The sequence below is a fragment of the Streptomyces sp. NPDC048297 genome (assembly GCF_043201585.1).
Classification (GTDB): Bacteria; Actinomycetota; Actinomycetes; order Streptomycetales; family Streptomycetaceae; genus Streptomyces.
The window spans coordinates 161,874-185,351 of sequence record NZ_JBICZA010000016.1; the positions used below are offsets into that span (position 1 = coordinate 161,874).

Here is a 23,478-nt window from a genome sequence, read left to right on the forward strand (position 1 = left end):
GGTTGAGCTGCGCCGTTCCTAACCGGACTCCGGGAGGGCGAGGAGTTGGTGGGCCTCTGCGCGGCGGGCGCGGGTGATCTCGTCGCTGGCGCCGCCGTCTTCGTCGCCGGCGTCTTCGTAGGCGGCGAGGACGGCACGCGCGCGTGCGGTCGCTCCGGCCGGGCGGCCGAGGTCGGTCTCCAGCCAGGCGGCGGCGAGTTCGGCGCCGGTGCGGGCGTGGAGGCCGTCCGTGCCCAGGGCGGCGAAGAGGGCGGCGGCGCGCTCGATCTGGGCCAGGGCCGCTTCGAAGACGGCCCGGATGACCTCGTCCTCGTCCTCACCCCCGCCCTCGGCGTCCTCCTGTGCCGAGCGGGCCAGCAGGTCGCCGAACTGGCGGTGGGTGTGGGCGAGTTCGGAGGTGAACTGTTCCCGGGCCACCGGGTCGGCGGCGGCGTCCCGTGCCTCCTCGCAACGGCGCACCGCGTCCGTCATCAGCTCCCGCGCCCGCTGCGCCCCGGCCTCCTCGCGCAGGGCCAGCCAGGCGCGGGCGCGCAGGGAGCGGACGAGGAAGTGCTGGTTGCCGATCGAGTGCCACAGCTCGCCCGCGCGCGTGTAGGCGCGGTCCGCCTCCTCCAGGAGCCCCGCGTTGCTCAGGGACTCGGCGGCGAGGTGGGCCAGCGTGGCGTGGTCCTGCTGCTCCGGCCAGTGCCGGGCGATCTCGGCCGCCCGCAGCCGGTGTTCGGCGGCGGCCCGGTGCTCGCCCAGCTCGCTCAGGCAGTCCCCGAGCCACCACCGCGTCTGGACGACCGCCCCGTCACCGTGCGTCTCGGCGGACAGCTCGGGCAGCGCCGACTCCAGCACCTCGGCGGCCTCCGCGCACCGCCCCTGGCGCAGCAGGAAGCCGCCCAGCTGGTGCCGCGCCCACGCGCCCAGCGTGGCGCTCTCACCGGCCTCGTCGGCCCAGTGCGCGGCCTGGAGCGCGTGCTCGGCCGCCTCACCGGCCGCGCCCCGGGCGCCGGTCACCTCGGCGATCTGGAGGTGCAGCTGGGCCCGCCCGGCCGGCTCCGCGTACGGTCCTCCGTGCTCCAGCGCGGACCGCAGCGCCGCCTCGGCCCCGGCCGTGTCGCCGAGCCCGTACGCCAGCGCCGCCGCCCGCACCTCGTGGTCCACCGCGAACCACGGCAGCCCGGCGCCGACGTACTGTGCGGCGGCCCGCCGGAACAGCCGAGCGGCCCGCTCGGCGTCACCCGCCCCTTCGGCCAGTTCGGCGAGCATGGCCCGCCCCTCGGCTGCCCGCGCCGCCAGGCGCACGTCGTCCCCGGCCCGCCCGTCGACGAGCGCCAGCACCTCCCGCACGGCCCGCTCCGCCTCCCCGAGCCTGTCCGGGTCCCCTGCCCCCGGCGCCTCGCCCCGCGCCCGGTGCACGAGGACGCGCGCCCGGCTCATCACCACCGACGCCGTCTGCCGTACGCCGGTGGCCTCCTCGGCGTACAGCGCGAGCGTCTCGTCGTACAGGCCGTCGATCAGCGCCAGCGCGGCGTCCACCTCGCCCGTCAGCGCCCGTACGTACGCGCCACGCGCGCGTGCCGCCCGTGCCTCTCCGGGGTCGCCGGACTCGGCGTACAGCTCGGCGGCCCGCTCGTACAGGGCGGTGCCCTCGGGGCCGCGGGCCATCGCCTCGTGCTCGGCGATCTCCGCGCGGTCGCGGGCGTCGAGGGCGGTGTCCTGGGCGGCGCGCGCGACCGCGGCCCACGCCTGAAGGGCCTCGGGCCGCAGCGTGTCCGAGAGCCGGCGGGCCTCGGTGAGCAGGCCGGCCAGGTCGTGCGCCTCGGGCGTCTCGGGTTCCCCGCGTGTCTCGGGTTCCCCGCGCTCCCCGCGCTCCTCGGGCACCTCGCGCACCCCGGGCGCGGGCGGCGGTGCGACGACCGGCGCCCCGGCCGGCCGTACCGTCCGCACTCCCAGCGGCAGCCGCTCCACCAGCGGGTGCTGTGCCATCCGCGCGCGGACGCGGTCACCGACGTACGAGGTGCCGTTGCGCGCGTCGAACCGCCCGGCCAGTTCCAGCGCCTCCACGCGCGCGTGGGCGGCGAGTTCCCGTGCCGTCCACGCCCGCCCGGAGGGCCCCGGCACCTGTCGCCCGCCCAGCCCCAGCGCGGTCAGCCGGTCCATCAGGAGTGCCACCACGGCCATGAAGTCCAGCCGGCTGCGCGGATGCCCGGTGTCCGTGAAGTACGCGGGCCGCTCGGCGAGCAGCTCCAGAGCGCGCGCCTCGTTGCCGGTCAGCGCACAGAACTCCACATGGTCCGCGTACGCGCCCCGCATGCTCTCCATGGGCCGCACCAGCCGCAATCCCCGCAGATGGTGGGCGCGGGCCTCGTCCACGCGGCCCAGGCGCAGCAGGGGGGCCAGCGACGAGGCGAGCACGGTGTGCGGCTCGTGCGCGCAGGCGTACTCGCCCTCCAGCACCGGCCGCCACAGCTCCAGCGCCTTCGCGTCGTCGTCGCACCGGACCTGCCAGGCGCCCTGCCCGTGCAACTCGCAGGCGTGGCAGTCGGCCATCTGGTCCCGGTCCGCCGCCAGCCACGCGCCGTACGCCCGCTCGGCCCGCGCCCGGTCACCGACATGCTCGGCCACACTCAACTCGGCGCTGCGCACGGCCCGTTCGGAGTACCCGGCGAGCCGGTAACGGTGCTCCATCTCGCCGAGCCACTTCTCGATCGAGGCGAGCGGGATGTGCGGCTGGTCCAGCATGCCCGCCGACACCCACTTGAAGACCCAGTGCAGCGAGTGCGCCTCGTACTCGTCGAAGTCCTCCGGCCGTTCGTCCCACATGCGCAGCAGCCGCGCGAAGGGCACGAACACGCGGTCCTTCTCGGAGCTGTAGTTGTAGGCCTTCACCTGGTGCCCGAGCGCCTCGATCACGGCGAGCGGGATGTCCAGCCGCTCCGCCGCCACGAGCAGTTCCTCCGCGCGCGCGTTGCGGGCGGGCCCCTCCGGTTCCTCGGAGTTCTCCGCCATGGCCCGGCGCAGCGCCTCGAAGTCCGTGATCTCGCTCATCGACCGTCACCCTCCCCGTGGGTCGCCCACTCCAGCAGCCCGATGAACGCCCGGTTCAGCAGCGCGGTGTCGGCCGGCCGCAGCGGACGCTGCGCCATCAGCAGCGCCTGCCCGTACAGCGACTCGGTCGCGGTGCCGATCAGTTCCGGGTCCCCCAGTGAACTGATCCTGCGGATCAGCGGGTTGAGATGGTTCAGCACCAGCCGCGCGCGCGGGGCGCCGCCGCGCAGCGAGCCCAGGATGCCCGCCCACAGGTCGTCGGCCTCCTCCTCGGCCGCCGCCCGCGCCTGCTCGTGCCGCGCGGCCCGGTCGTCCAGGTGCAGCGCGGGCACGGACAGCGGATGGAACGCGCGCAGGACGACGTCGCAGCCCAGCGGGTCGAGCTTCGCGCGCGCGGACGCCAGGAACCCGGACAGGGCCAGCTCCTGCGCCGCGTCGACCGTGTCCAGGTGGGCGGTCACGATGTCCGCGTCCAGCTCGGCGACCACCGACCCCGGCCGCACCGCAGGCAGCGCCTCGATCAGCTCGCTGTCGTACGTGTAACCGCCGTTGACGACCCCGATGCCCTGTGCGGAGGCGATCGGCGCGACCTGCCGGTACTCCTCGACCGTGCGCGTGAAGTGCACCACCGGGTGCCGCTGCGCGAACTCCTCCAGGGAAAGCTGCCCGTCGGTCGTCTCGAACGGCAGCCACGGAAGCATCGTGCGCAGCATCTCCCGGTCGTGCCGGGCCAGCGACTTCACGCCCAGGTGGTGCACGGCCAGGAACGCGGCCAGCCGCTCCGGATCGCCGGCCGCGAGAGCGGTCAGCCACGACCGGATCCGCTCGCCGAGCGCCTCCCGCACGGCCGCGAGGGTCTCGTCCTCGTACAGCGCCTCGCGCGAGGCCGTGGGCCGCAGACTGTCGGTGTCCAGCACGCAGCGCACGAAGAACGCCCAGTCGGGCAGCAGCTGTTCGGCCCGCTCCGTCAGCAGCATGCCCTTCAGGTGCACCCGGTGCGAGGCCCGCTGCGCCGGGCTGACCGCGGCCGGCAGCACGTACGCCACCCCGCGGATCCCGGCCAGTGGCACGGCGAGGTCGATCGAGTCCAGCGGGGTGAAACCGAACAGGTCGTGGCAGTGCCGGGCCAGCGCGACCCTTCTGCCCGACGGGCTCGGATACGGCCGGTCCCAGGGCGCGGGCAGCTCGGCGACCGGCTCCTCGCCCACCCGGACGTCGTACGGCAGCAGCGAGCCGAACTCCCGGGCCAGGGTCCGCACCCGCTCCGGCGACAGCCACTCGGCCGCGCCGGGCCGCGCGGTCAGGTGGACGATCGTCCCGGGCTCGGGCCGCGCGGAGTCGGGCAGTGTCCGCACGGTGTACGACCCGTCGTCGCGGGCCGTCCACTCCACCGGCGGGGCCCCGGGCGTCCGGGCGCTGCGGCTGACCACCCGGATCCGCTCGGCGACCACGAAACAGGCCAGCAGGCCGATGCCGAACTGGCCCAGGAAGTCGGACCGGGCCTCCTGCAGCCCCTCCGCCCGCTTGGAACTGCGGCCGATGGTCGCCAGCAGGCTGTGCACGTCCGACTCGGTGAGCCCGACGCCGCTGTCCTCCACCCGCAGCGCACCCTCACCGCCGTCCGCGTACAGCCGCACCCGCGCCGGTGCGCCGGGCTCCTCGGCGCGCCGCGCGGTGACGGCGTCCACCGCGTTCTGCAGCAGCTCGCGCAGATAGACCTTGGGGCTGGAGTAGAGGTGATGGGAGAGCAGGTCGACCAGGCCACGCAGGTCGACCTGGAACGTGTGAGGTGGCTGGGATGCCTGGGACGGCTGTGAGGTCTGGGAGTCCATCGTCGCAGCGCCGGCGGGGGGAGAAGGCGTTCGGCGCGGGGTCGGGCGGTCCCTGGTGGGGCGGTGACCGCGGGGGGGATGGCCGGAGCGCGCCATCCTAGGCCCGGAACAGCGCACCTGACCAGGGGTTTCCCAGATGTATACGGCTTGTTGGGACGAACGGGGTGGCCGCGGCCGGCGCCTTCGCGCAGCAGCGGCCGACGTACGCGCGGGGGCACCGACGACGTACGCGCGGGACACCGCCGACGCATTCGGCGGGGCGGCACCGACGCATTCGACGGGCCGCGTCTACGGCATTGATGCTCCTATTGCTGGTCAAGCGGTTTGGAGCCAGGTGCGGTAGGCGTGGGCGAGGTCGTCGAGTCGGCGGGTTCCGCGTTCGATGTCGGAGATTCTGGTGGGCCAGACGCCGAGGTGTCGTGCGGCGGCGGTGAGGGTGATGTTCTTGGACTGCCGGAGGGGGCGGAGGTCGGCGACTTCGGGAACGTTGACCGTGGTGGTCAGGCAGCGGAAGACCTCACAGCCCAGCAGGGCGCCAGTCAGTGGCAGAGCCACGACCGCCGGAACCCGCGTACGAGTATCAATGTCAGTGGTGTGGTGTGCAATGGATCCCGTGCCCGCGCTGAAAGAACCCCTGAACCAACCGCTGAAGTCAGTGCTCGGCCCCGCCACCGCGAAGGTGATGGCCGAGCACCTCGGCCTGCACACCGTCGGCGACCTCCTGCACCACTACCCGCGCCGCTACGAGGAGCGCGGCCAGCTCACCCATCTGGCCGACCTCCCGATGGACGAGCACGTCACCGTGGTCGCCCAGGTCGCCGACGCCCGCCTGCACAGCTTCGCCTCCGCCAAGGCCCCGCGCGGCAAGGGCCAGCGGCTGGAGGTGACCATCACGGACGGCAGCGGCCGGCTCCAGCTGGTCTTCTTCGGCAACGGCGTGCACAAACCGCACAAGGATCTGCTGCCGGGCACACGCGCGATGTTCTCCGGCAAGGTCTCCGTCTTCAACCGGCGCCTCCAACTCGCCCACCCCGCCTATGAGTTGCTCCAGGGTGACAGCGAGGAGACCGTCGAGACCTGGGCCGGCGCCCTCATCCCGATCTACCCCGCCACCGCCAAGCTGGAGTCCTGGAAGATCGGCAAGGCCGTCCAGACGGTGCTGCCCAGCGCCCAGGACGCCCTCGACCCGCTGCCGCCCGCCCTCCGCGAGGGCCGGGGCCTGGTCCCCCTCCCCGAGGCCCTGCTCAAGATCCACCGCCCGCACACCAAGGCCGACGTCGCCGACGCCCGCGCCCGCCTCAAGTGGGACGAGGCCTTCGTCCTCCAGGTCGCCCTCGCCCGCCGCCGCCACGCCGACAGCCAACTCCCGGCCGTACCGCGCCGCCCCGAGCCCGACGGCCTCCTGACCGCCTTCGACGACCGCCTCCCCTTCACCCTCACCGACGGCCAGCAGAAGGTCTCCAGAGAGATCTTCGACGACCTCGCCACCGAACACCCCATGCACCGCCTGCTCCAGGGAGAGGTGGGCAGCGGAAAGACCATGGTGGCCCTCCGCGCCATGCTCGCCGTCGTCGACGCGGGCGGCCAGGCCGCCATGCTCGCGCCCACCGAGGTGCTCGCCCAGCAGCACCACCGCTCCGTCACCGAGATGATGGGCGAGCTGGCCGAGGGAGGCATGCTGGGCGGGGCCGAGCACGCCACCAAGGTGGTGCTGCTCACCGGGTCCATGGGCGCGGCCGGGCGCCGCCAGGCCCTGCTGGACCTCGTCACCGGCGAGGCCGGCATCGTCATCGGCACCCACGCCCTGATCGAGGACAAGGTCCAGTTCCACGACCTCGGTCTCGTCGTCGTGGACGAACAGCACCGCTTCGGCGTGGAGCAGCGCGACGCCCTGCGCGGCAAGGGCAAACAGCCCCCGCACCTGCTGGTCATGACAGCGACCCCCATCCCGCGCACCGTCGCCATGACCGTCTTCGGCGACCTGGAGACCTCCGTCCTGGACCAGCTCCCGGCCGGCCGCTCCCCGATCGCCACCCACGTGGTCCCCGCCGCCGACAAGCCCCACTTCCTCTCCCGCGCCTGGGAGCGGGTGCGCGAGGAGGTGGCGAACGGCCATCAGGCGTACGTCGTCTGCCCCCGCATCGGCGACGACATGGACGAGGCGGGGGAGGCGAAGAGGGCGAAGAAGTCCCCCGAGGACGAGGCCGAGAAGCGTCCGCCCCTCGCCGTCCTCGACGTGGCCGACCAGCTCGCCAAGGGCTCTCTCCAGGGCCTGAAGGTCGAAGTCCTGCACGGCCGCATGCACCCCGACGACAAGGACGCCGTCATGCGCCGCTACGCGGCGGGCGAGACGGACGTCCTGGTCGCCACCACGGTCATCGAGGTCGGCGTCAACGTCCCCAACGCCACCGCCATGGTGATCATGGACGCCGACCGCTTCGGGGTCTCCCAGCTCCACCAGCTCCGCGGTCGTGTCGGCCGCGGCTCGGCCCCCGGCCTCTGCCTCCTCGTCTCCGAGATGCCCGAGGCCAGCGCCGCCCGTCAGCGCCTCGACGCCGTCGCCTCCACCCTCGACGGATTCGAACTCTCCCGCATCGACCTCGAACAGCGCCGCGAGGGCGACGTCCTCGGCCAGGCCCAGTCCGGCACCCGCTCCAGCCTGCGCGTCCTGGAGGTCATCGAGGACGAGGAGGTCATCGCGGAGGCGAGAGAGGAAGCGATGTCCGTCGTGACGGCCGACCCCGAACTGGCCGGCCTGCCCGGCCTGCGCACAGCCCTGGACGCCCTCGTGGACGAGGAGAGGGAGCAGTACCTGGAAAAGGGGTGAGGCAGACTTCCTCAGGAGCGCGGGCCACCGCGCGACCAGCCACACTGAACCTGAAGACGCCCACGAGCAAGGACTGAAGATGACCCGCGTGATCGCCGGCGCCGCCGGCGGACGTCGCCTGGCCGTCCCGCCAGGGACCGGCACCCGCCCCACGTCCGACCGCGCACGCGAGGCCCTCTTCTCCACCTGGCAGTCCCTCCTGGGCGGCCCCCTCGACGGCGAACGGGTCCTCGACCTCTACGCCGGATCGGGCGCCGTGGGCCTGGAGGCCCTGTCCCGGGGCGCGAGCCACACCCTCCTGGTCGAGGCCGACGCCCGCGCGGCCCGCACCGTCCGGGACAACGTGCGCAACCTCGGCCTCCCCGGCGCCGAGGTGAGAGCGGGCAAGGCGGAACAGGTCATCAGGACCGCACCCCCCGCCGAGCCGTACGACCTCGTCTTCCTCGACCCCCCATATGCCGTCGAAGACGACGATCTCCGGGAGATTCTGCTCACACTCCGCGTCGAGGGCTGGCTCGCCGAGGAAGCCCTCGTCACCGTGGAGCGCAGCACAAGAGGCGGCGAATTCCGCTGGCCGGACGGGTTCGAGGCGCTCCGGTCCCGTCGCTACGGCGAGGGAACGTTTTGGTACGGTCGCGCCGCCTCTACGTGCGAAGACGCACGATGACTGGACCGGAGAGCGAGGGATCTCTAGTGCGCCGCGCCGTCTGTCCCGGGTCGTTCGACCCGATCACCAACGGACATCTCGACATCATTGCCCGCGCCTCCCGTCTGTACGACGAGGTCTACGTCGCGGTGATGATCAACAAGTCCAAGAAGGGCCTGTTCGACATCGAGGAGCGGATCGAACTGATCCGCCAGGTCACCGCCGACTTCGCCAACGTCCGCGTCGAGGCCTTCCACGGCCTCCTCGTCGACTTCTGCAAGCAGCGCGACATCCCCGCGATCGTCAAGGGCCTGCGCGCCGTCAGCGACTTCGACTACGAACTGCAGATGGCCCAGATGAACGTCGGCCTCACCGGAGTCGAAACGCTGTTCGTGCCCACCAACCCCACGTACAGCTTCCTGTCCTCCTCACTGGTCAAGGAGGTGGCGGCCTGGGGCGGCGACGTCTCCCACCTGGTGCCGCCGGTGGTCCTGGACGCCCTCAACGAGCGTCTGCGCAAGGACTGATGGGACTACAGTCGTCCCGTCCGTCTCCAACACAGCTGTAGAGAGTGGCGAGCACAGGTGGACGTCCAGAAGAAGCTCGACGAGATCGTCTCCGCGGTGTCCGGCGCCCGGTCCATGCCCATGTCCGCCTCCTGCGTGGTCAACCGGGCGGATCTGCTCGCGCTGCTCGAAGAGGTGCGCCAGGCCCTGCCCGGCTCCCTCGCACAGGCCCAGGAGCTGATCGGCGGGCGTGAGCAGATGGTCGAGCAGGCCCGCATGGAGGCCGACCGGATCATCGAGAGCGCGCACGCCGAGCGCGGCTCGCTGGTCTCCGGCACCGAGATCGCCCGCCGCTCCCAGGCCGAGGCCGACCGCATCGTCACCGAGGCCACCAAGGAGGCCGAGGAGGTCCGCGCCGAGGCCGACGATTACGTCGACTCCAAGCTCGCCAACTTCGAGGTCGTCCTCACCAAGACCCTCGGCTCGGTCGGCCGCGGCCGCGAGAAGCTGCTCGGCACCGGCCCCGGCCTGGACGAGAACGGCTACGAGGACGAGGACGCCCCCGAACGCAGCCTGGACCCCGAGACCCTGCGCCACAACGCCGACGCGTACGTCGACGCCAAGCTGGGCGCCTTCGAGGCGGTTCTCGCCAAGACCCTGGAGGCCGTCGGGCGCGGCCGGCAGAAGCTGCACGGCCGGATCGCCACGGACGACCTCGGCGCCCTCGCCGACGACACCACGACCTTCCAGCACACCAGCGACGCCGACTACCTCGCCGACCTCGCGGCCCTCACCGACGCCCCGGACGAGCGCCCCGCCGCGCAGCCCCGGCAGGCCCCGCAGCCGGAGCCGTCGTACGAGCCGCAGCCGGCCTACGGCGGCTACCAGCAGCAGGATCCGTACTCCTCCACCTCCGGCTACGCTCCGGCGGGAGGTGCCCCCACCTTCCCGCAGCAGGGCGGCTACGCCCAGCAGGACCCGTACGGCTACCAGCAGCAGCACCAGTCGCATCAGCAGCACGAGTCCCATCAGCAGGCCGACCCGTACGCCTACCAGGGCTACGACGCCCAACAGGGCGGCTACGAGCCCCAGCAGGCCCAGCAGCCCCACGAGGCCCAGCAGCCGCACCCGCACCAGCCCCAGCAGGGCTACGCCCTCGACGAGACCAGCCTCTTCGACACGAGCATGATCAGTGCGGAGCAGCTGCGGGCGTACGAGCAGGGCCGTGGCCTGTAGCGGACCACCCGGATTGGGACCTGAGCGAATGGTCCAGTATCCTGGCTCTTCGGTCGCGTGTACGTCCGCGATCACCGCTGCCCGGAACACCGACGGGTGGCGTCCCCTCGAGTTCGAAGATCGAAAGCTGGAATGGCCTCCAACGCTCGCCTGGACCACCGCAACCCCCTCGTGTTCGACACGCACGAGCTGGGGCGGCGTCCTGGCGCGCTGCAGCGCCTGACCCGCACGATCGACGCCCCCCGGGACCTCGGTATCCAGGGCGTCGTCGGAGTGCCGGAAGGCGCCCCGGTGGAAATCGAACTCCGGCTCGAGTCGGTCATGGAAGGGGTGCTCGTCACAGGCACCGCCCGTGCACAGGCCGAGGGGGAGTGCGTAAGGTGTCTGGAGCCGGTCGAGCTGGAGCTCGGCGCGGAATTCCAGGAGCTGTTCTCGTACCCTGACGCCGACGACCGGGGCCGCGTGATCGCGGAGCCGGGCGACGACGCCGAGGACGACGAGGACAGGTTCTTCATCGAGGACGGTCTGATCGACCTCGAACCTCTGCTGCGCGATGCGGTGGTGCTCGCACTGCCGATGCAGCCGGTGTGCCAGGACGACTGCCTTGGCCTGTGCTCCGAGTGCGGAGCACGGCTCACGGACGACCCGGACCACCACCACGACGCCGTCGACATCCGTTGGGCGGCATTGCAGGGACTCGCCGGTTCGCTCGAACCCGGCGAGAAGGACGAGATGAGCGGCGGCGTGCCTCGATCAGCGCCCGCCGACGAGAAGCAGGAGAAGTAGCCGTGGCTGTTCCGAAGCGGAAGATGTCGCGCAGCAACACGCGCCACCGCCGGTCGCAGTGGAAGGCTGCGGTCCCCACCCTGGTTGCGTGCGAGCGCTGCCACGAGCCCAAGCAGCAGCACATCGCGTGCCCGTCTTGCGGCACCTACAACAAGCGCCAGGTCCTCGAAGTCTGAGCGGGCTGGTGAGAGGCACTGTGTCCAGTCCCAAGAAGGCGGAAAACCAGGCCTCGTCCCACACGCTTCTGGAAGGGCGGCTCGGCTATCACGTCGAGTCCGCCCTTCTGGTGCGTGCGCTGACCCACCGTTCCTACGCGTACGAGAACGGCGGTCTGCCGACGAACGAGCGGCTCGAGTTCCTCGGGGACTCCGTGCTCGGTCTCGTCGTCACGGACACGCTGTACCGCACCCACCCCGACCTGCCCGAGGGCCAGCTGGCCAAGTTGCGGGCCGCGGTGGTCAACTCGCGTGCGCTGGCGGAAGTGGGCCGCGGCCTCGACCTCGGCGCCTTCATCCGGCTCGGCCGGGGTGAAGAAGGCACGGGCGGCCGGGACAAGGCGTCCATCCTCGCCGACACCCTTGAAGCGGTGATCGGCGCGGTCTATCTCGACCAGGGCCTCGACGCGGCGTCCGAGCTGGTGCACCGGCTCTTCGACCCGCTGATCGAGAAGTCCTCCAACCTCGGTGCCGGCCTGGACTGGAAGACCAGCCTCCAGGAGCTGACCGCGATCGAGGGACTCGGCGTGCCCGAGTACCTGGTCACGGAGACCGGCCCCGACCACGAGAAGACCTTCACTGCTGCCGCCCGCGTCGGAGGCGTCTCGTACGGCACCGGCACCGGCCGCAGCAAGAAGGAGGCGGAGCAGCAGGCCGCCGAGTCCGCCTGGCGGTCCATCAGGGCCGCCGCGGACGAGCGCGCCAGGACGGCGGAAGGAGCCGTCCCGGACGGCGACCCGTCGTCCGCCACCCCCTGACGAAGGCATCACAGAGCGCCCGCCCCGCCGGTCACGCCGGGGCGGGCGCTCTCTTCGTCCCCCGGCCGGTCCCCGTGACCGGTCTCTCCATCCGCCGGTCTCTCCATCCGCCGGTCACCATCCACCGGTCACTACGGTCCTGACAGGGGTCCCGATGCCCGAGTTGCCCGAGGTCGAGGTCGTACGGCGCGGTCTGGAGCGGTGGGTCGCCCACCGCACCGTCGCCGACGTCGAGGTGCTGCACCCGCGCGCCGTGCGCCGGCACACGGCCGGACCCGACGACTTCGCACACCGCCTCACGGGTCACCGCATCGGCACCCCGAGCCGACGCGGCAAGTACCTGTGGCTGCCGCTGGAGGACACCGACCAGTCCGTCCTCGCCCACCTCGGCATGAGCGGTCAGCTGCTGGTCCAGCCGTACTCGGCGCCGGACGAGAAGCATCTGCGGGTCCGCGTCCGGTTCGCCGACATACCGCCGGCACCGGATCCGGCGGCCGAGGGCACCGAGTTGCGTTTCGTGGACCAGCGCACCTTCGGCGGTCTCTCGCTGCACGACAACACCCCCGACGGGCTGCCCGACGTCATCGCGCACATCGCCCGCGACCCCCTCGACCCGCTGTTCGACGACGACGCCTTCCACCAGGCCCTGCGCCGCAAGCGGACCACCGTCAAACGGGCCCTGCTGGACCAGTCGCTGATCAGCGGGGTCGGCAACATCTACGCGGACGAGGCCCTCTGGCGCACCCGCCTCCACTACGAACGTCCCACCGCCACCCTCACCCGCCCGGTCACGACGGCACTTCTCGGCCACGTCCGTGACGTCATGACCGCGGCCCTCGCCGTGGGCGGCACCAGCTTCGACAGCCTGTACGTCAACATCAACGGCGAGTCGGGCTACTTCGACCGGTCCCTGGACGCGTACGGCCGCGAGGGCCTGCCCTGCAAGCGGTGCGGGACGCCGATGCGGCGCCGGCCCTGGATGAACCGGTCCAGCTACTTCTGCCCGAAGTGTCAGAGGGCGCCGCGCGTCTCGTCGTAACGCGCGCGGGCCGCGAGGACGTCGTCCATCGCGCCCTCCACGCACCGGATGAGCGCGAGCAGACGCCCGGCGATCTCCCGGCCCAGAGGCGTCAGCTCGTAGTCCACGCGGGGCGGGTTGGTCGGCTGGGCCTCGCGGTGGACCAGGCCGTCACGCTCCAGCGCGTGCAGCGTCTGGGACAGCATCTTCTCGCTCACGCCGTCGACACGGCGACGCAGCTCGTTGAAGCGCAGCGACCCCTCGTACAACGCACCGAGCGTCAGCCCGCCCCAGCGCCCGGTGACGTGCTCCAGCGTGATGCGCGAGGGGCAGGCCTTGGCGAACACGTCGTAGGCGAGGTCGCCCTGTTCCTGGGTGATACCGCTCATACGGCGAGGGTACGCGAACACAGCGTTGTTGCTTGGTTTGCGCTGTCCAGGAGTTAGCGCGGCCTGCCGGGGCCTGACAGGGTCTGACGATGCCTGTTGCCAAGGAGATCATTCGCTGCGAGGGTGGCGCCGTGTTGGTGACGCTCATGTCCTTGATCCTGCTGCTCGGCGCGGCTTCGGCGACCTACCAGGCACGCAAAGGACGCTGGTACGCCGTGGGAGGGATCCTTCTCCCCATCCTCGGCCTGGGTGTGATGCTGTTCGGCGGAGTGCAACGGCACAGCCTGCCGCTCCTGTGGCTGGGAACCGTCCTCGCCCTCGGCGGCTTCGCTCTGGAGTTCATCGCCTACCGGCGGCGAACCCGCCCGTGAACCCGGGGGACACGGGGCGCGGGATCCTCGCGCCGGCTCAGTAGCCGAAGTCCTGCGTCCACCAAGGGCCGCCCGGACCGAAGTGCACGCCCACGCCGAGGGTCTTGAAGTCGCAGTTCAGGATGTTGGCACGGTGGCCGGGGCTCTTCATCCAGGCGTCCATGACGGCCGCCGCGTCCGCCTGACCACGGGCTATGTTCTCGGCGCCGAGGTCGGTCATGCCGGCCTTCGCGGCCCGGTCCCACGGCGTCGCGCCGTCCGGGTCCGTGTCGGAGAAGAAGCTCCGCGCGGCCATGTCGGCACTGAAGGTCTCCGCCAGCCCGGTCAGCGACGAGTTGGCCGCCAGCGCGCTGCATCCGACCTTCGCCCGCTCCTCGTTGACCAGCTTGAGCACCTCCGCCTCGGCGACGACCCGCGCCGATACCGTCACCGCCGGGGGAGTCACCACGGGCGCCTTCGGCACGGTGCGGGAGGGGGCGGGGGAGGGGGTGCTCTTCGGCGCGGGCCGGGAGGGGGCGCTCTTGGGTGCGGTGTGGGAGGGGGTGCTCTTCGGCACTGTGTGAGAGGGGGTGCTCTTGGGTGCGGTCCGGGAAGGGGTGCTCTTCGGTACGGAGAGTGTGGCCTTCGGCGCGGCAGGGGTGGCCTTCGGCACGGCGGCCCTGGCCTTGGGCCCGGCGGGCGTGGGCTTCGGCACCGACCTGGTCCGCGGCGTCCGCGTCGGCGCGGGCGCGGTGGCGGTGGCGGTGGAAGCGGACTTCGCGTGCGATGCGGACTTCGAAAGTGAGGCGGAGGGGGACTTCGAGGGTGCCGCCGACTTCGAAGGCGCGCCGGACTGTGAGGGCACGGTGGACTTCGAAGGCGCGGCGGAGGCGGACGGGCTGGGCGGTGCCGAGCGCTGGGTGCTGCCGTTCTTCGTGGAGCCGTTCTTCGCCGGAACGTCCTTCGCCCGGCTGTTCTTCGTCGGGCCGCCCTTCGTCGAGCCGCCCTTCGTCGGGTCGGTCTTTGCAGAGCCGCTCGGCGCCGGGCCGGCCTCGGTGGAGCTGCCCTTCGCCGGGATGTCCTTCACGGAGTCGCTCTTCGCGGAGCCTCCCGCGCTCGGAAGGGCGACCGTTCCGGAGGTGCCGCCCTGTTGGGTGGCCTTGTTGGCGGAGGTTTCGGCGGCCTGTGTCCGCACGCCGTTGCTCGTGCCGCCGCCGAGTCGGTAGTTCTGCATTCCGGGCACCACGCCGGCCCCCACCGCCGCCGCGCCGAGGGCGACCGCGGCGGTGACGCCGAGCAGCCCGGTGCGCACGGGCTTCGGGATCTTCTTCGATTGCCGGCGCTCGTGCGGGGCGTCGCCGGACGGGACCGTCGGGTCGTCGGTCGCGAACAGATAGGCCGTGCTGCGGGCGTTGGTCTCCGCGTACGCCTCGGGGGCGAGGTACGGAGCGAGGCTCGTGGTCTCGTGGCCGTTCGCGGACGAGTTCGGGTCGTCGCCGTCCGTACCGGGACGGTGCGTGTGCGTGACCTCGGTGTCCCGGACCTCGGTGGCCCGGGCCTCGGCGGCGCGGCCGGCGGCGGAGCGTCGGTGGCGACCCATGTCCTTGCCCTCTTCCTCGTGCTCGGGTGCTCGGATCCTCGGATGCCCGCGGTCGACCGGCGCCTGCACGGCGGATAAGTCCCTCTGGCCAACCCAACTCACTCAATCGAGTGAGTTTCATATGAAATGCATCGGGATCGGACGCTACAGCATGGGACGGAAGGGCGAAGTGTCCCGAGATACATCGGCCCGTTAGGTTGCACCCATGAGTGAGGATGTTCGATTGGTCGCCTGGGTCCGTGGACGCGTCCAAGGCGTGGGTTTTCGCTGGTTCACGCGTGCCAAGGCGCTGGAGATCGGCGGCTTGAGTGGCTTTGCTCTCAATTTGGGCGACGGGCGGGTCCAGGTGGTCGCGGAGGGCTCGCGCCAGGGGTGCGAGGGACTGCTCGGCTGGCTCCAGGGCGACGACACGCCCGGACGCGTGGACGGCGTCACGGAGATCTGGGACACACCGCGCGGCGGGTACGACGGCTTCGCCATCCGCTGAGCCCATTCCGTAAAGTCCCGCAGGTGGACGCGCGGCGACATGCCGGACGCATGTGCCCGGAGCAGAAATGGCCTGGTGGTTGCCAAGAACGACTCGGCGTGGCAGGCTCCGCTGGTACAGCTGGTCCGTACGCCCCATGGGCCCCGCAGGAGTCGCAGCACCGCCGTCCGCCGGCCGCGCGCCCCGGGTTCACCCGCCAATACGGGGTGTGATCGTGTTGACCGTCAAACTTTTTGGTGAGACGCTGAAAGCCCCGCGCACCTTAGCTGTTTGGCATGTAGAACGGCAGAGAAACACTCGAGTGTGTCAAGCACCCCGGGTGCGAATCCCTCACGACCCACACCGATTCGGTCGGTCACTCAGTGTGGAGGACCATCCATCATGGCAAAGGCGCTTCTCGGTTACGTCGGCGGCTCCGACCCTCGACTCCTCGCCGAGATGCGACGGCTGCAGCAGCGCGTCCAGGACCTGGAATCCGAGCTCGTACGGATCCAGGCAGAGAACGACGAGCTGACGGCTGCCGCCTCTCAGGACAGGATCATGGAGAGCATCGACGCACACCAGGCGGAGCCTGCGCTCACCTGATCGCTGCATCGCTCCACGACAGCAGTCGCAGCGGTTGGGCTGCCCGTCAACCGCTCAGTTGATCAGACAACGCCACCACGTTGTCAGAATCGCAAGGGACGCTTCGGCGTCCCTTCTTTCTTCCCCCCGCCTTTCTTTCCCCCGCGCATCCTTTCACCCTCTTTAACGTCTGGTGTGCCCTGCGTGTTCATGGGCGAAACCGCAGGGTTGCGAGTGTTCGTGGAGTGAGATAGCGGCGGCGGGTAGAGTCCAGCGGCGTGCACCTCAAGGCCCTGACCCTGCGCGGGTTCAAGTCGTTCGCGTCGGCGACCACGCTCCGGTTCGAACCGGGGATCACGTGTGTGGTCGGCCCGAACGGCTCGGGCAAGTCCAATGTCGTGGACGCGCTCAGCTGGGTCATGGGCGAGCAGGGCGCGAAGTCGCTGCGCGGCGGCAAGATGGAGGACGTCATCTTCGCCGGCACCACCGGGCGCCCCCCGCTGGGCCGCGCCGAGGTGTCCCTGACCATCGACAACTCCGACGGCGCGCTGCCCATCGAGTACGCCGAGGTCACCATCACGCGGATCATGTTCCGCAACGGCGGCAGCGAGTACCAGATCAACGGCGACACCTGCCGTCTCCTCGACATCCAGGAACTCCTCTCCGACTCCGGCATCGGCCGCGAGATGCACGTCATCGTCGGCCAGGGCCAGCTCGACTCCGTCCTGCACGCCGACCCCATGGGCCGCCGCGCCTTCATCGAAGAGGCCGCGGGTGTGCTCAAGCACCGCAGGCGCAAGGAGAAGGCGCTGCGGAAGCTCGACGCGATGCAGGCCAACCTCGCGCGCGTGCAGGACCTCACCGACGAACTGCGCCGCCAGCTCAAGCCGCTGGGCCGCCAGGCCGCGGTCGCGCGCCGGGCCGCCGTCATCCAGGCCGACCTGCGCGACGCGCGCCTGCGGCTGCTCGCCGACGACCTCGTACGACTGAGGGCGGCCCTCAGCAACGAGATCGCGGACGAGGCGGCGCTGAAGGAGCGCAAGGAAGCGGCCGAGCAGGAGCTGAAGAAGGCGCTCCAGCGGGAGGCCCTGCTGGAGGACGAGGTACGACAGCTCACGCCGCGCCTCCAGCGCGCCCAGCAGACCTGGTACGAGCTGTCCCAGCTGGCCGAACGCGTACGCGGCACCATTTCGCTGGCCGACGCGCGCGTGAAGAGCGCCACGTCCGCACCCCCCGACGAGCGCAGGGGCCGCGACCCCGAGGACATGGAGCGCGAGGCCGCCCGTATCCGGGAGCAGGAGGCCGAGCTGGAGGCCGCCCTGGACGCGGCCCAGCACGCCCTGGACGACACCGTCGCCCACCGCGCCGAGCTGGAGCGGGAACTCGCCGTCGAGGAGCGCCGCCTCAAGGACGTCGCCCGCGCCATCGCCGACCGGCGCGAGGGGCTGGCCCGTCTGTCCGGGCAGGTCAACGCGGCCCGCTCGCGCGCCGCTTCCGCCCAGGCCGAGATCGACCGGCTGGCCGTCGCCCGCGACGAGGCCGAGGAGCGCGCCGCATCCGCCCAGGAGGAGTACGAGACCCTGAAGGCCGAGGTCGACGGTCTCGACGCGGACGACGCCGACCTCGCCGAACGGCACGACGCCGCCCGACGGCAGCTCACCGGGGCCGAGGCCGCGCTGAGCGCCGCCCGCGAGGCGGTGACCGCGGCCGAACGCCGCCGCGCCGCGACCCAGGCCCGCCACGAGGCGCTGGCACTGGGCCTGCGCCGCAAGGACGGTACCGGAATACTGCTCGGGGCCCGGGACCGTCTCACCGGAATCCTGGGCCCGGCCGCCGAACTCCTCACCGTCACCCCGGGCCACGAGACCCCCCTCGCCGCCGCCTTCGGCGCCGCCGCCGACGCCATCGCCGTCACCACCCCCGCCCAAGCCGCCGAAGCCCTCCGCCTCCTCCGCAAACAAGACGCCGGCCGCGCCTCCCTCCTCCTCTCCAACCCCCCAGAACCAGCACCCCAAAGGGGCACGGAGAACTGCGCGCCGAGCCCCGACGGACCGGCAGCCGACGAACGCTCCACCACAACCCCGGCGCCCGCCCGTCCAACGGCCACGGAGACCTCCCTAAGGGGCGCGGGGAACTGCGCGCCGAGCCCCGATGAACCGGCAGCCGACGAACGCTCCACCACAACCCCGGCGCCCGCCCGTCCAACGGCCACGGACACTCCCCTAAGCGGCGCGAGCCACAACGCACCCGCACCCGACCACCGCCCCCAAACCACCCTCCTCCCCGCCGCCGACCTGGTCCGCGGCCCCGCGCACCTCATGCCCGCCGTCCACCACCTCCTCCGCGGAATCGTCGTCGTAGGCACGCTGGAGGACGCCGAGGACCTGGTCCACGCGCACCCGGACCTCACTGCGGTCACCGCCGAAGGCGACCTGCTCGGGGCGCACTTCGCGCACGGCGGGTCGGCCGGCGCGCCCAGCCTGCTGGAGGTGCAGGCCTCCGTGGACGAGGCCGCGGCGGAGCTGGACGACCTGGTCGTGCGCTGCGAGGAACTCACCGAGGCCCAGCACGCCGCGGCCGAGCGGCGCGGCGAGGCCGCCGCGCTGGTCGAGGAGCTGGGGGAGCGGCGCCGGGCGGCCGACCGGGAGAAGTCGGCCGTGGCACAGCAGCTCGGCAGGCTCGCCGGGCAGGCACGCGGCGCCGCCGGGGAGGCCGAGCGGTCCGCCGCGGCAGCGGCACGCGCGCAGGACGCGCTGGACAAGGCCGTCATGGAGGCCGAGGAACTGGCCGAGCGGCTCGCGGTCGCCGAGGAGATGCCGGTCGAGGAGGAGCCGGACACCTCGGTGCGCGACCGGCTGGCCGCCGACGGTGCCAACGCCCGCCAGACCGAGATGGAGGCCCGGCTCCAGGTCCGTACGCACGAGGAACGCGTCAAGGGTCTCGCCGGCCGCGCCGACTCGCTGGACCGCGCCGCCCGCGCGGAGCGCGACGCACGCGCGCGTGCCGAGCAGCGGCGCGCCCGGCTGCGCCACGAGGCCGCCGTCGCCGAGGCCGTCGCCTCCGGCGCCCGGCAGCTGCTCGCGCACATCGAGGTGTCCGTCGGCCGTGCCGAACGGGAACGGGCCGCCGCCGAGTCGGCGAAGGCACTGCGCGAGCGGGAGCTGACCGCCGCGCGCACCGCCGGACGCGACCTCAAGGCCGAACTCGACAAGCTGACCGACTCGGTGCACCGCGGCGAGGTGCTCGGCGCCGAGAAGCGGCTGCGGATAGAGCAGCTGGAGACCAGGGCGCTGGAGGAGCTGGGCATCGAGCCGGCGGGGCTCGTCGACGAGTACGGCCCGCACCAGCTCGTACCGCCCTCGCCGCCCGCCGAGGGCGAGATCCTGCCCGAGGACCCCGAGCATCCGCGGAACCTGCCCAAGTCCTTCCACCGGGCCGAACAGGAGAAGCGGCTCAAGTCCGCCGAGCGGGCGTACCAGCAGCTGGGCAAGGTCAATCCGCTCGCGCTGGAGGAGTTCGCGGCGCTGGAGGAGCGCCACAAGTTCCTCAGCGAGCAGCTGGAGGACCTGAAGAAGACCCGTGCCGACCTTCTTCAGGTGGTGAAGGAGGTCGACGAGCGGGTCGAGCAGGTCTTCACGGAGGCGTACCGGGACACGGCCCGCGAGTTCGAGGGCGTCTTCAGCCGGCTGTTCCCCGGTGGCGACGGGCGGCTGATCCTGACCGATCCGGACAACATGCTGACCACGGGCGTGGACGTCGAGGCCCGGCCGCCGGGCAAGAAGGTCAAGCGGCTCTCCCTGCTCTCCGGCGGCGAGCGCTCGCTGACCGCCGTCGCCCTGCTGGTGTCGATCTTCAAGGCGCGGCCGAGCCCCTTCTACGTCATGGACGAGGTCGAGGCCGCGCTCGACGACACCAACCTCCAGCGGCTGATCCGGATCATGCAGGAGCTGCAGGAGTCCTCCCAGCTCATCGTGATCACGCACCAGAAGCGCACCATGGAGGTGGCCGACGCCCTCTACGGTGTCTCCATGCAGGGTGACGGCGTGTCCAAGGTCATCTCGCAGCGGCTGCGTTAGGGGGTGTCGTGTGGATCATCCCGGCGTCGCGGGCCCTGGCACGCACATCTGCGACGTTGTCGTTGATCGCCGACTCCCCCACGCTCGGCTCCGCTCGCGCGGGGGGACCCCCATCGCATCGACTCCCTCCTCCGCCTTGCATCCGCACGCACCAGACCCCGCTCGGGTCGGCCGGTCCGCACCGTCGGTCCCGGCCGGCCTGATCCAAACGACACCCCCTAGCCGACCCGGCAAGATCAAACAACGCCATGTTCACTTCTTGAACATGGCCAGTCTGTTCACGTCTGAAAGTTCACAGCGACCAAACTATTGACTTCGAAACTTGAAGGCATAGTCTCTGCAACGTTGCTTTTACCTTCAGGTGTGAGTGGCGTCCCCTTGTGCGCCACTGGAGACCTAAGGGCTCGCCCCCCACCCGGCAGCGTTGCCGCGGCCCGAGGAGTTTCACGTGACCAGCACAGCGCAGGCGCCGCAATCAGGAGCCGGGACGGCTCACCCCGAACATCTCGGACATGTCATCTTCATCGCGGCGGCTGCCGCCATGGGCGGTTTCCTCTTCGGCTACGACAGTTCCGTCATCAACGGAGCCGTCGAGGCCATCCGCGACCGCTACGACGTCGGCTCCGCCGCGCTGGCCCAGGTCATCGCCATCGCCCTGATCGGCTGTGCCGTGGGCGCCGCGACCGCCGGCCGCATAGCCGACCGGATCGGCCGTATCCGCTGCATGCAGATCGCCGCCGTGCTCTTCACCATCAGCGCCGTCGGCTCCGCGCTCCCCTTCGCGCTGTGGGACCTCGCCTTCTGGCGCATCATCGGCGGCTTCGCCATCGGCATGGCCTCCGTCATCGGCCCGGCCTACATCGCCGAGGTCGCCCCGCCCGCCTACCGCGGCCGCCTCGGCTCCTTCCAGCAGGCCGCGATCGTCGTCGGCATCGCCATCTCCCAGCTGGTCAACTGGGGCCTGCTCAACGCCGCCGGCGGCAACCAGCGCGGCAAGCTGCTGGGCATTGAGGCCTGGCAGGTCATGCTCGGCGTGATGGTCGTCCCGGCCGTCCTCTACGGTCTGCTCTCCCTGGCGATCCCCGAGTCCCCGCGCTTCCTGCTCTCCGTCGGCAAGCGTGAGCGGGCCAAGGAGATCCTCGCCGAGGTCGAGGGCACCGGCACCGACCTGGGCGCCCGCGTCACCGAGATCGAGAACGCCATGAAGAGCGAGCACAGGTCCACCTTCAAGGATCTGCTCGGCGGCGGCTTCTTCTTCAAGCCGATCGTCTGGGTCGGTATCGGCCTGTCGGTCTTCCAGCAGTTCGTCGGCATCAACGTCGCGTTCTACTACTCCTCGACGCTGTGGCAGTCGGTCGGCGTCGACCCGACGCAGTCGTTCTTCTACTCGTTCACGACGTCGATCATCAACATCGTCGGCACCGTGATCGCGATGATCTTCGTGGACCGCATCGGCCGCAAGCCGCTCGCCCTCATCGGCTCGGTCGGCATGGCCGTCGGCCTCGCCCTGGAGGCGTGGGCGTTCAGCCACCCGCTGGTCGACGGCAAGCTGCCGCACGCCCAGGGCCTGACCGCCCTGATCGCGGCCCACGTGTTCGTCCTCTTCTTCGCCCTCTCCTGGGGCGTGGTCGTCTGGGTCATGCTCGGCGAGATGTTCCCGAACAGGATCCGCGCCGCCGCCCTGGGCGTGGCCGCCGCCGCGCAGTGGCTCGCCAACTGGGCGATCACCGCGAGCTTCCCGTCGCTGGCCGACTGGAACCTGTCCGGCACCTACGTGATCTACACGGTCTTCGCCGCGCTCTCCATCCCGTTCGTCCTCAAGTTCGTCAAGGAGACGAAGGGCAAGTCGCTGGAGGAGATGGGCTGACCCGCCCCCCGAGCCCGAGGAGAAGGGCCAAGTCCCCGCTGCCCTTCTCCTCGCACCTTTCACCGCCCCCGGTCCGAGCTCCCCCCGGACCGGGGGCGGCTGCGTGCTCGCGCCCGCACGGACCCCGCGCACGCCCGTCCCGTCGACTCCCGCAACCGTCCCGTCGGCCCCTACAACGCCGGAAGCACCCGCTCCGCGAACAGCCGCAGGCTCCGCCACCCCTCCTCCACCGGCATCCCGCCCGCCAGCGGATGCAGCACCAGGTTGTCCAGCCCCTGCGCCACGCACTCCCCGGGCGTGAGAATCCGGTACACGCCCTCCGCGCGCAGCTCGTCCACCGTCGTGGCCGCCGACCTCACCGCCGAGCGGATCTGCTCCGACTGCCAGGAGGCGTACATCCGCGCCTCGTGCAGGAAGTGCTCGCCGTACCGCGCCCACGTCCGGTCCGGGTCCTCGGCGATGTGCAGCAGGGGGGTCTCGGCCGCGGGCATCATCACCCAGCCCTCGGTGCCGTGCGCCGTGAGCTGCTCCGTGTAGTACGCCTCCAGCTCCGGCAGGTGCGCGCTGGGAAAGAACGGCAGCCCGAGCCGGGCGGCCCGGCGGGCGGCGGCCTTCGAGGAACCGCTGACCAGCAGCAGGGGGTGCGGATCGGTGTACGGGCGCGGGGTGACCCGTACCGTACGGCCCCGGAAGGTGAACTCCTCGCCGGTCCACGCCGTCAGCAGGGTCTCCAGCAGTTCGTCCTGGAGCCGGCCGCGCCGCTTCCGGTCCACGTCGAACAGGGCGTACTCCTCGGGCCGGTAGCCGATCCCGGCCACCGTCACCAGCCGCCCGCCGCTCAGCAGGTCCAGTACGGCGATGTCCTCGGCCAGCCGCAGCGGATCGTGCAGCGGGCCGATCACCGCCGACACCGTCACCGCGATGTCCCGGGTCGCCCCGAACACCGCGCCCGCGAAGGCGAACGGCGAGGGCAGCCAGTTGTTCCCGACGCCGTGGTGCTCCTCGGTCTGCACGGTGGTGACGCCGTGCGCGTCGGCGTACGCGGCCATCTCCACGGCGGCCCGGTAACGGGCGGCGAGGGACGCGCGGGAGGCGCCGGGCTCGACCAGGTTGAAACGTACGACCGTGACGGGCATGGAAGGTCCCCCTCCGGTACGGCTCGATGGAGGGGGACATTAGCTGACGGTGCGTCAGATAGCCATGGGCGAGGCACGGCGAAGGCCGGGCCGGACCCCGGAGCGGGGCCGATCGGGCGGTGGCGGGGTTCCGCGCGGGCCTGGTCGGG

Annotated in this window: 19 protein-coding genes; 13 read left to right on the forward strand and 6 right to left on the reverse strand. The window is 71.7% G+C overall.

What is annotated here, in order from left to right:
- Positions 1-18 precede the first annotated feature (18 nt).
- The 3 genes from ACGFYV_RS19700 to ACGFYV_RS19710 all read right to left on the reverse strand — a co-directional run bounded on the left by ACGFYV_RS19700 (position 19) and on the right by ACGFYV_RS19710 (position 5,423).
- Positions 19-3,036: a tetratricopeptide repeat protein gene (locus ACGFYV_RS19700; protein ID WP_393879667.1), complete on the reverse strand. Its 3,018-nt coding sequence runs from the start codon at positions 3,034-3,036 to the stop codon at positions 19-21.
- Complete coding sequence (locus ACGFYV_RS19705; protein ID WP_393879668.1) at positions 3,033-4,868, reverse strand: HSP90 family protein; 1,836 nt, start codon at positions 4,866-4,868, stop codon at positions 3,033-3,035. The genes ACGFYV_RS19700 and ACGFYV_RS19705 overlap by 4 nt, the downstream gene beginning before the upstream one ends.
- Before the next feature lie 315 nt (positions 4,869-5,183).
- Positions 5,184-5,423 (reverse strand): helix-turn-helix domain-containing protein, encoded by a 240-nt coding sequence (locus tag ACGFYV_RS19710; RefSeq protein ID WP_393879669.1) that lies wholly within the window; start codon positions 5,421-5,423, stop codon positions 5,184-5,186.
- A gap of 49 nt (positions 5,424-5,472) precedes the next feature.
- Between ACGFYV_RS19710 and recG the strand changes: the two genes are divergently transcribed.
- From recG to mutM, 8 genes are all read left to right on the forward strand, one after another.
- Positions 5,473-7,695, forward strand: a complete 2,223-nt coding sequence (gene recG / locus ACGFYV_RS19715; protein ID WP_393879670.1) for an ATP-dependent DNA helicase RecG — start codon at positions 5,473-5,475, stop codon at positions 7,693-7,695.
- Positions 7,696-7,774: 79 nt separating this feature from the next.
- On the forward strand, positions 7,775-8,362 hold the full coding sequence (rsmD, locus tag ACGFYV_RS19720; RefSeq protein ID WP_393879671.1) for a 16S rRNA (guanine(966)-N(2))-methyltransferase RsmD: 588 nt from the start codon (positions 7,775-7,777) through the stop codon (positions 8,360-8,362).
- Between the two features lie 26 nt (positions 8,363-8,388).
- A complete protein-coding gene (gene coaD, locus ACGFYV_RS19725; protein ID WP_393879695.1) occupies positions 8,389-8,868 on the forward strand; it encodes a pantetheine-phosphate adenylyltransferase in 480 nt (159 codons plus the stop codon).
- Positions 8,869-8,925: 57 nt separating this feature from the next.
- Positions 8,926-10,083, forward strand: a complete 1,158-nt coding sequence (locus ACGFYV_RS19730) for a cell division initiation protein (RefSeq protein WP_393879672.1) — start codon at positions 8,926-8,928, stop codon at positions 10,081-10,083.
- A gap of 132 nt (positions 10,084-10,215) precedes the next feature.
- Entirely contained in the window at positions 10,216-10,869 is a 654-nt protein-coding gene (locus ACGFYV_RS19735) for a YceD family protein (RefSeq protein ID WP_393879673.1), read from the forward strand.
- A gap of 2 nt (positions 10,870-10,871) precedes the next feature.
- Positions 10,872-11,045 (forward strand): 50S ribosomal protein L32, encoded by a 174-nt coding sequence (gene rpmF, locus ACGFYV_RS19740; RefSeq protein ID WP_003951102.1) that lies wholly within the window; start codon positions 10,872-10,874, stop codon positions 11,043-11,045.
- An 8-nt stretch (positions 11,046-11,053) separates the two neighbouring features.
- Positions 11,054-11,842 carry a ribonuclease III gene (gene rnc / locus ACGFYV_RS19745; protein ID WP_393879674.1) on the forward strand — a complete coding sequence of 263 codons (789 nt, stop codon included), beginning with the start codon at positions 11,054-11,056 and terminating at the stop codon, positions 11,840-11,842.
- 154 nt (positions 11,843-11,996) lie between these two features.
- Complete coding sequence (mutM, locus tag ACGFYV_RS19750; RefSeq protein ID WP_393879675.1) at positions 11,997-12,881, forward strand: bifunctional DNA-formamidopyrimidine glycosylase/DNA-(apurinic or apyrimidinic site) lyase; 885 nt, start codon at positions 11,997-11,999, stop codon at positions 12,879-12,881.
- Here mutM and ACGFYV_RS19755 read toward each other — a convergent pair.
- Positions 12,854-13,249, reverse strand: a complete 396-nt coding sequence (locus ACGFYV_RS19755) for a winged helix-turn-helix transcriptional regulator (RefSeq protein WP_393879676.1) — start codon at positions 13,247-13,249, stop codon at positions 12,854-12,856. The two genes, mutM and ACGFYV_RS19755, sit on opposite strands and share 28 nt — an antisense overlap.
- Positions 13,250-13,338: 89 nt before the next feature.
- Here ACGFYV_RS19755 and ACGFYV_RS19760 point away from each other — a divergent pair, with 89 nt between their 5' ends.
- Positions 13,339-13,620 carry a hypothetical protein gene (locus tag ACGFYV_RS19760; RefSeq protein ID WP_393879677.1) on the forward strand — a complete coding sequence of 94 codons (282 nt, stop codon included), beginning with the start codon at positions 13,339-13,341 and terminating at the stop codon, positions 13,618-13,620.
- Between the two features lie 37 nt (positions 13,621-13,657).
- On the opposite strand, the gene ACGFYV_RS19765 is transcribed toward ACGFYV_RS19760, so the two are convergent.
- The gene (locus ACGFYV_RS19765; protein WP_393879678.1) at positions 13,658-15,199 is read right to left on the reverse strand and encodes a CAP domain-containing protein; all 1,542 of its coding nucleotides are present in this window, start codon (positions 15,197-15,199) and stop codon (positions 13,658-13,660) included.
- 205 nt (positions 15,200-15,404) lie between these two features.
- Here ACGFYV_RS19765 and ACGFYV_RS19770 point away from each other — a divergent pair, with 205 nt between their 5' ends.
- From ACGFYV_RS19770 to ACGFYV_RS19785, 4 genes are all read left to right on the forward strand, one after another.
- Complete coding sequence (locus ACGFYV_RS19770; RefSeq protein WP_393879679.1) at positions 15,405-15,686, forward strand: acylphosphatase; 282 nt, start codon at positions 15,405-15,407, stop codon at positions 15,684-15,686.
- A 381-nt stretch (positions 15,687-16,067) separates the two neighbouring features.
- On the forward strand, positions 16,068-16,271 hold the full coding sequence (locus ACGFYV_RS19775) for a hypothetical protein (protein ID WP_359061453.1): 204 nt from the start codon (positions 16,068-16,070) through the stop codon (positions 16,269-16,271).
- A 257-nt stretch (positions 16,272-16,528) separates the two neighbouring features.
- Positions 16,529-20,326 (forward strand): AAA family ATPase, encoded by a 3,798-nt coding sequence (locus ACGFYV_RS19780; RefSeq protein ID WP_393879680.1) that lies wholly within the window; start codon positions 16,529-16,531, stop codon positions 20,324-20,326.
- A 448-nt stretch (positions 20,327-20,774) separates the two neighbouring features.
- A complete protein-coding gene (locus ACGFYV_RS19785; RefSeq protein ID WP_393879681.1) occupies positions 20,775-22,193 on the forward strand; it encodes a sugar porter family MFS transporter in 1,419 nt (472 codons plus the stop codon).
- A gap of 170 nt (positions 22,194-22,363) precedes the next feature.
- Here the strand turns inward: ACGFYV_RS19785 and ACGFYV_RS19790 are convergent, their stop codons facing one another.
- Positions 22,364-23,329 carry an LLM class flavin-dependent oxidoreductase gene (locus tag ACGFYV_RS19790; RefSeq protein ID WP_393879682.1) on the reverse strand — a complete coding sequence of 322 codons (966 nt, stop codon included), beginning with the start codon at positions 23,327-23,329 and terminating at the stop codon, positions 22,364-22,366.
- Between the last annotated feature and the right edge of the window lie 149 nt (positions 23,330-23,478).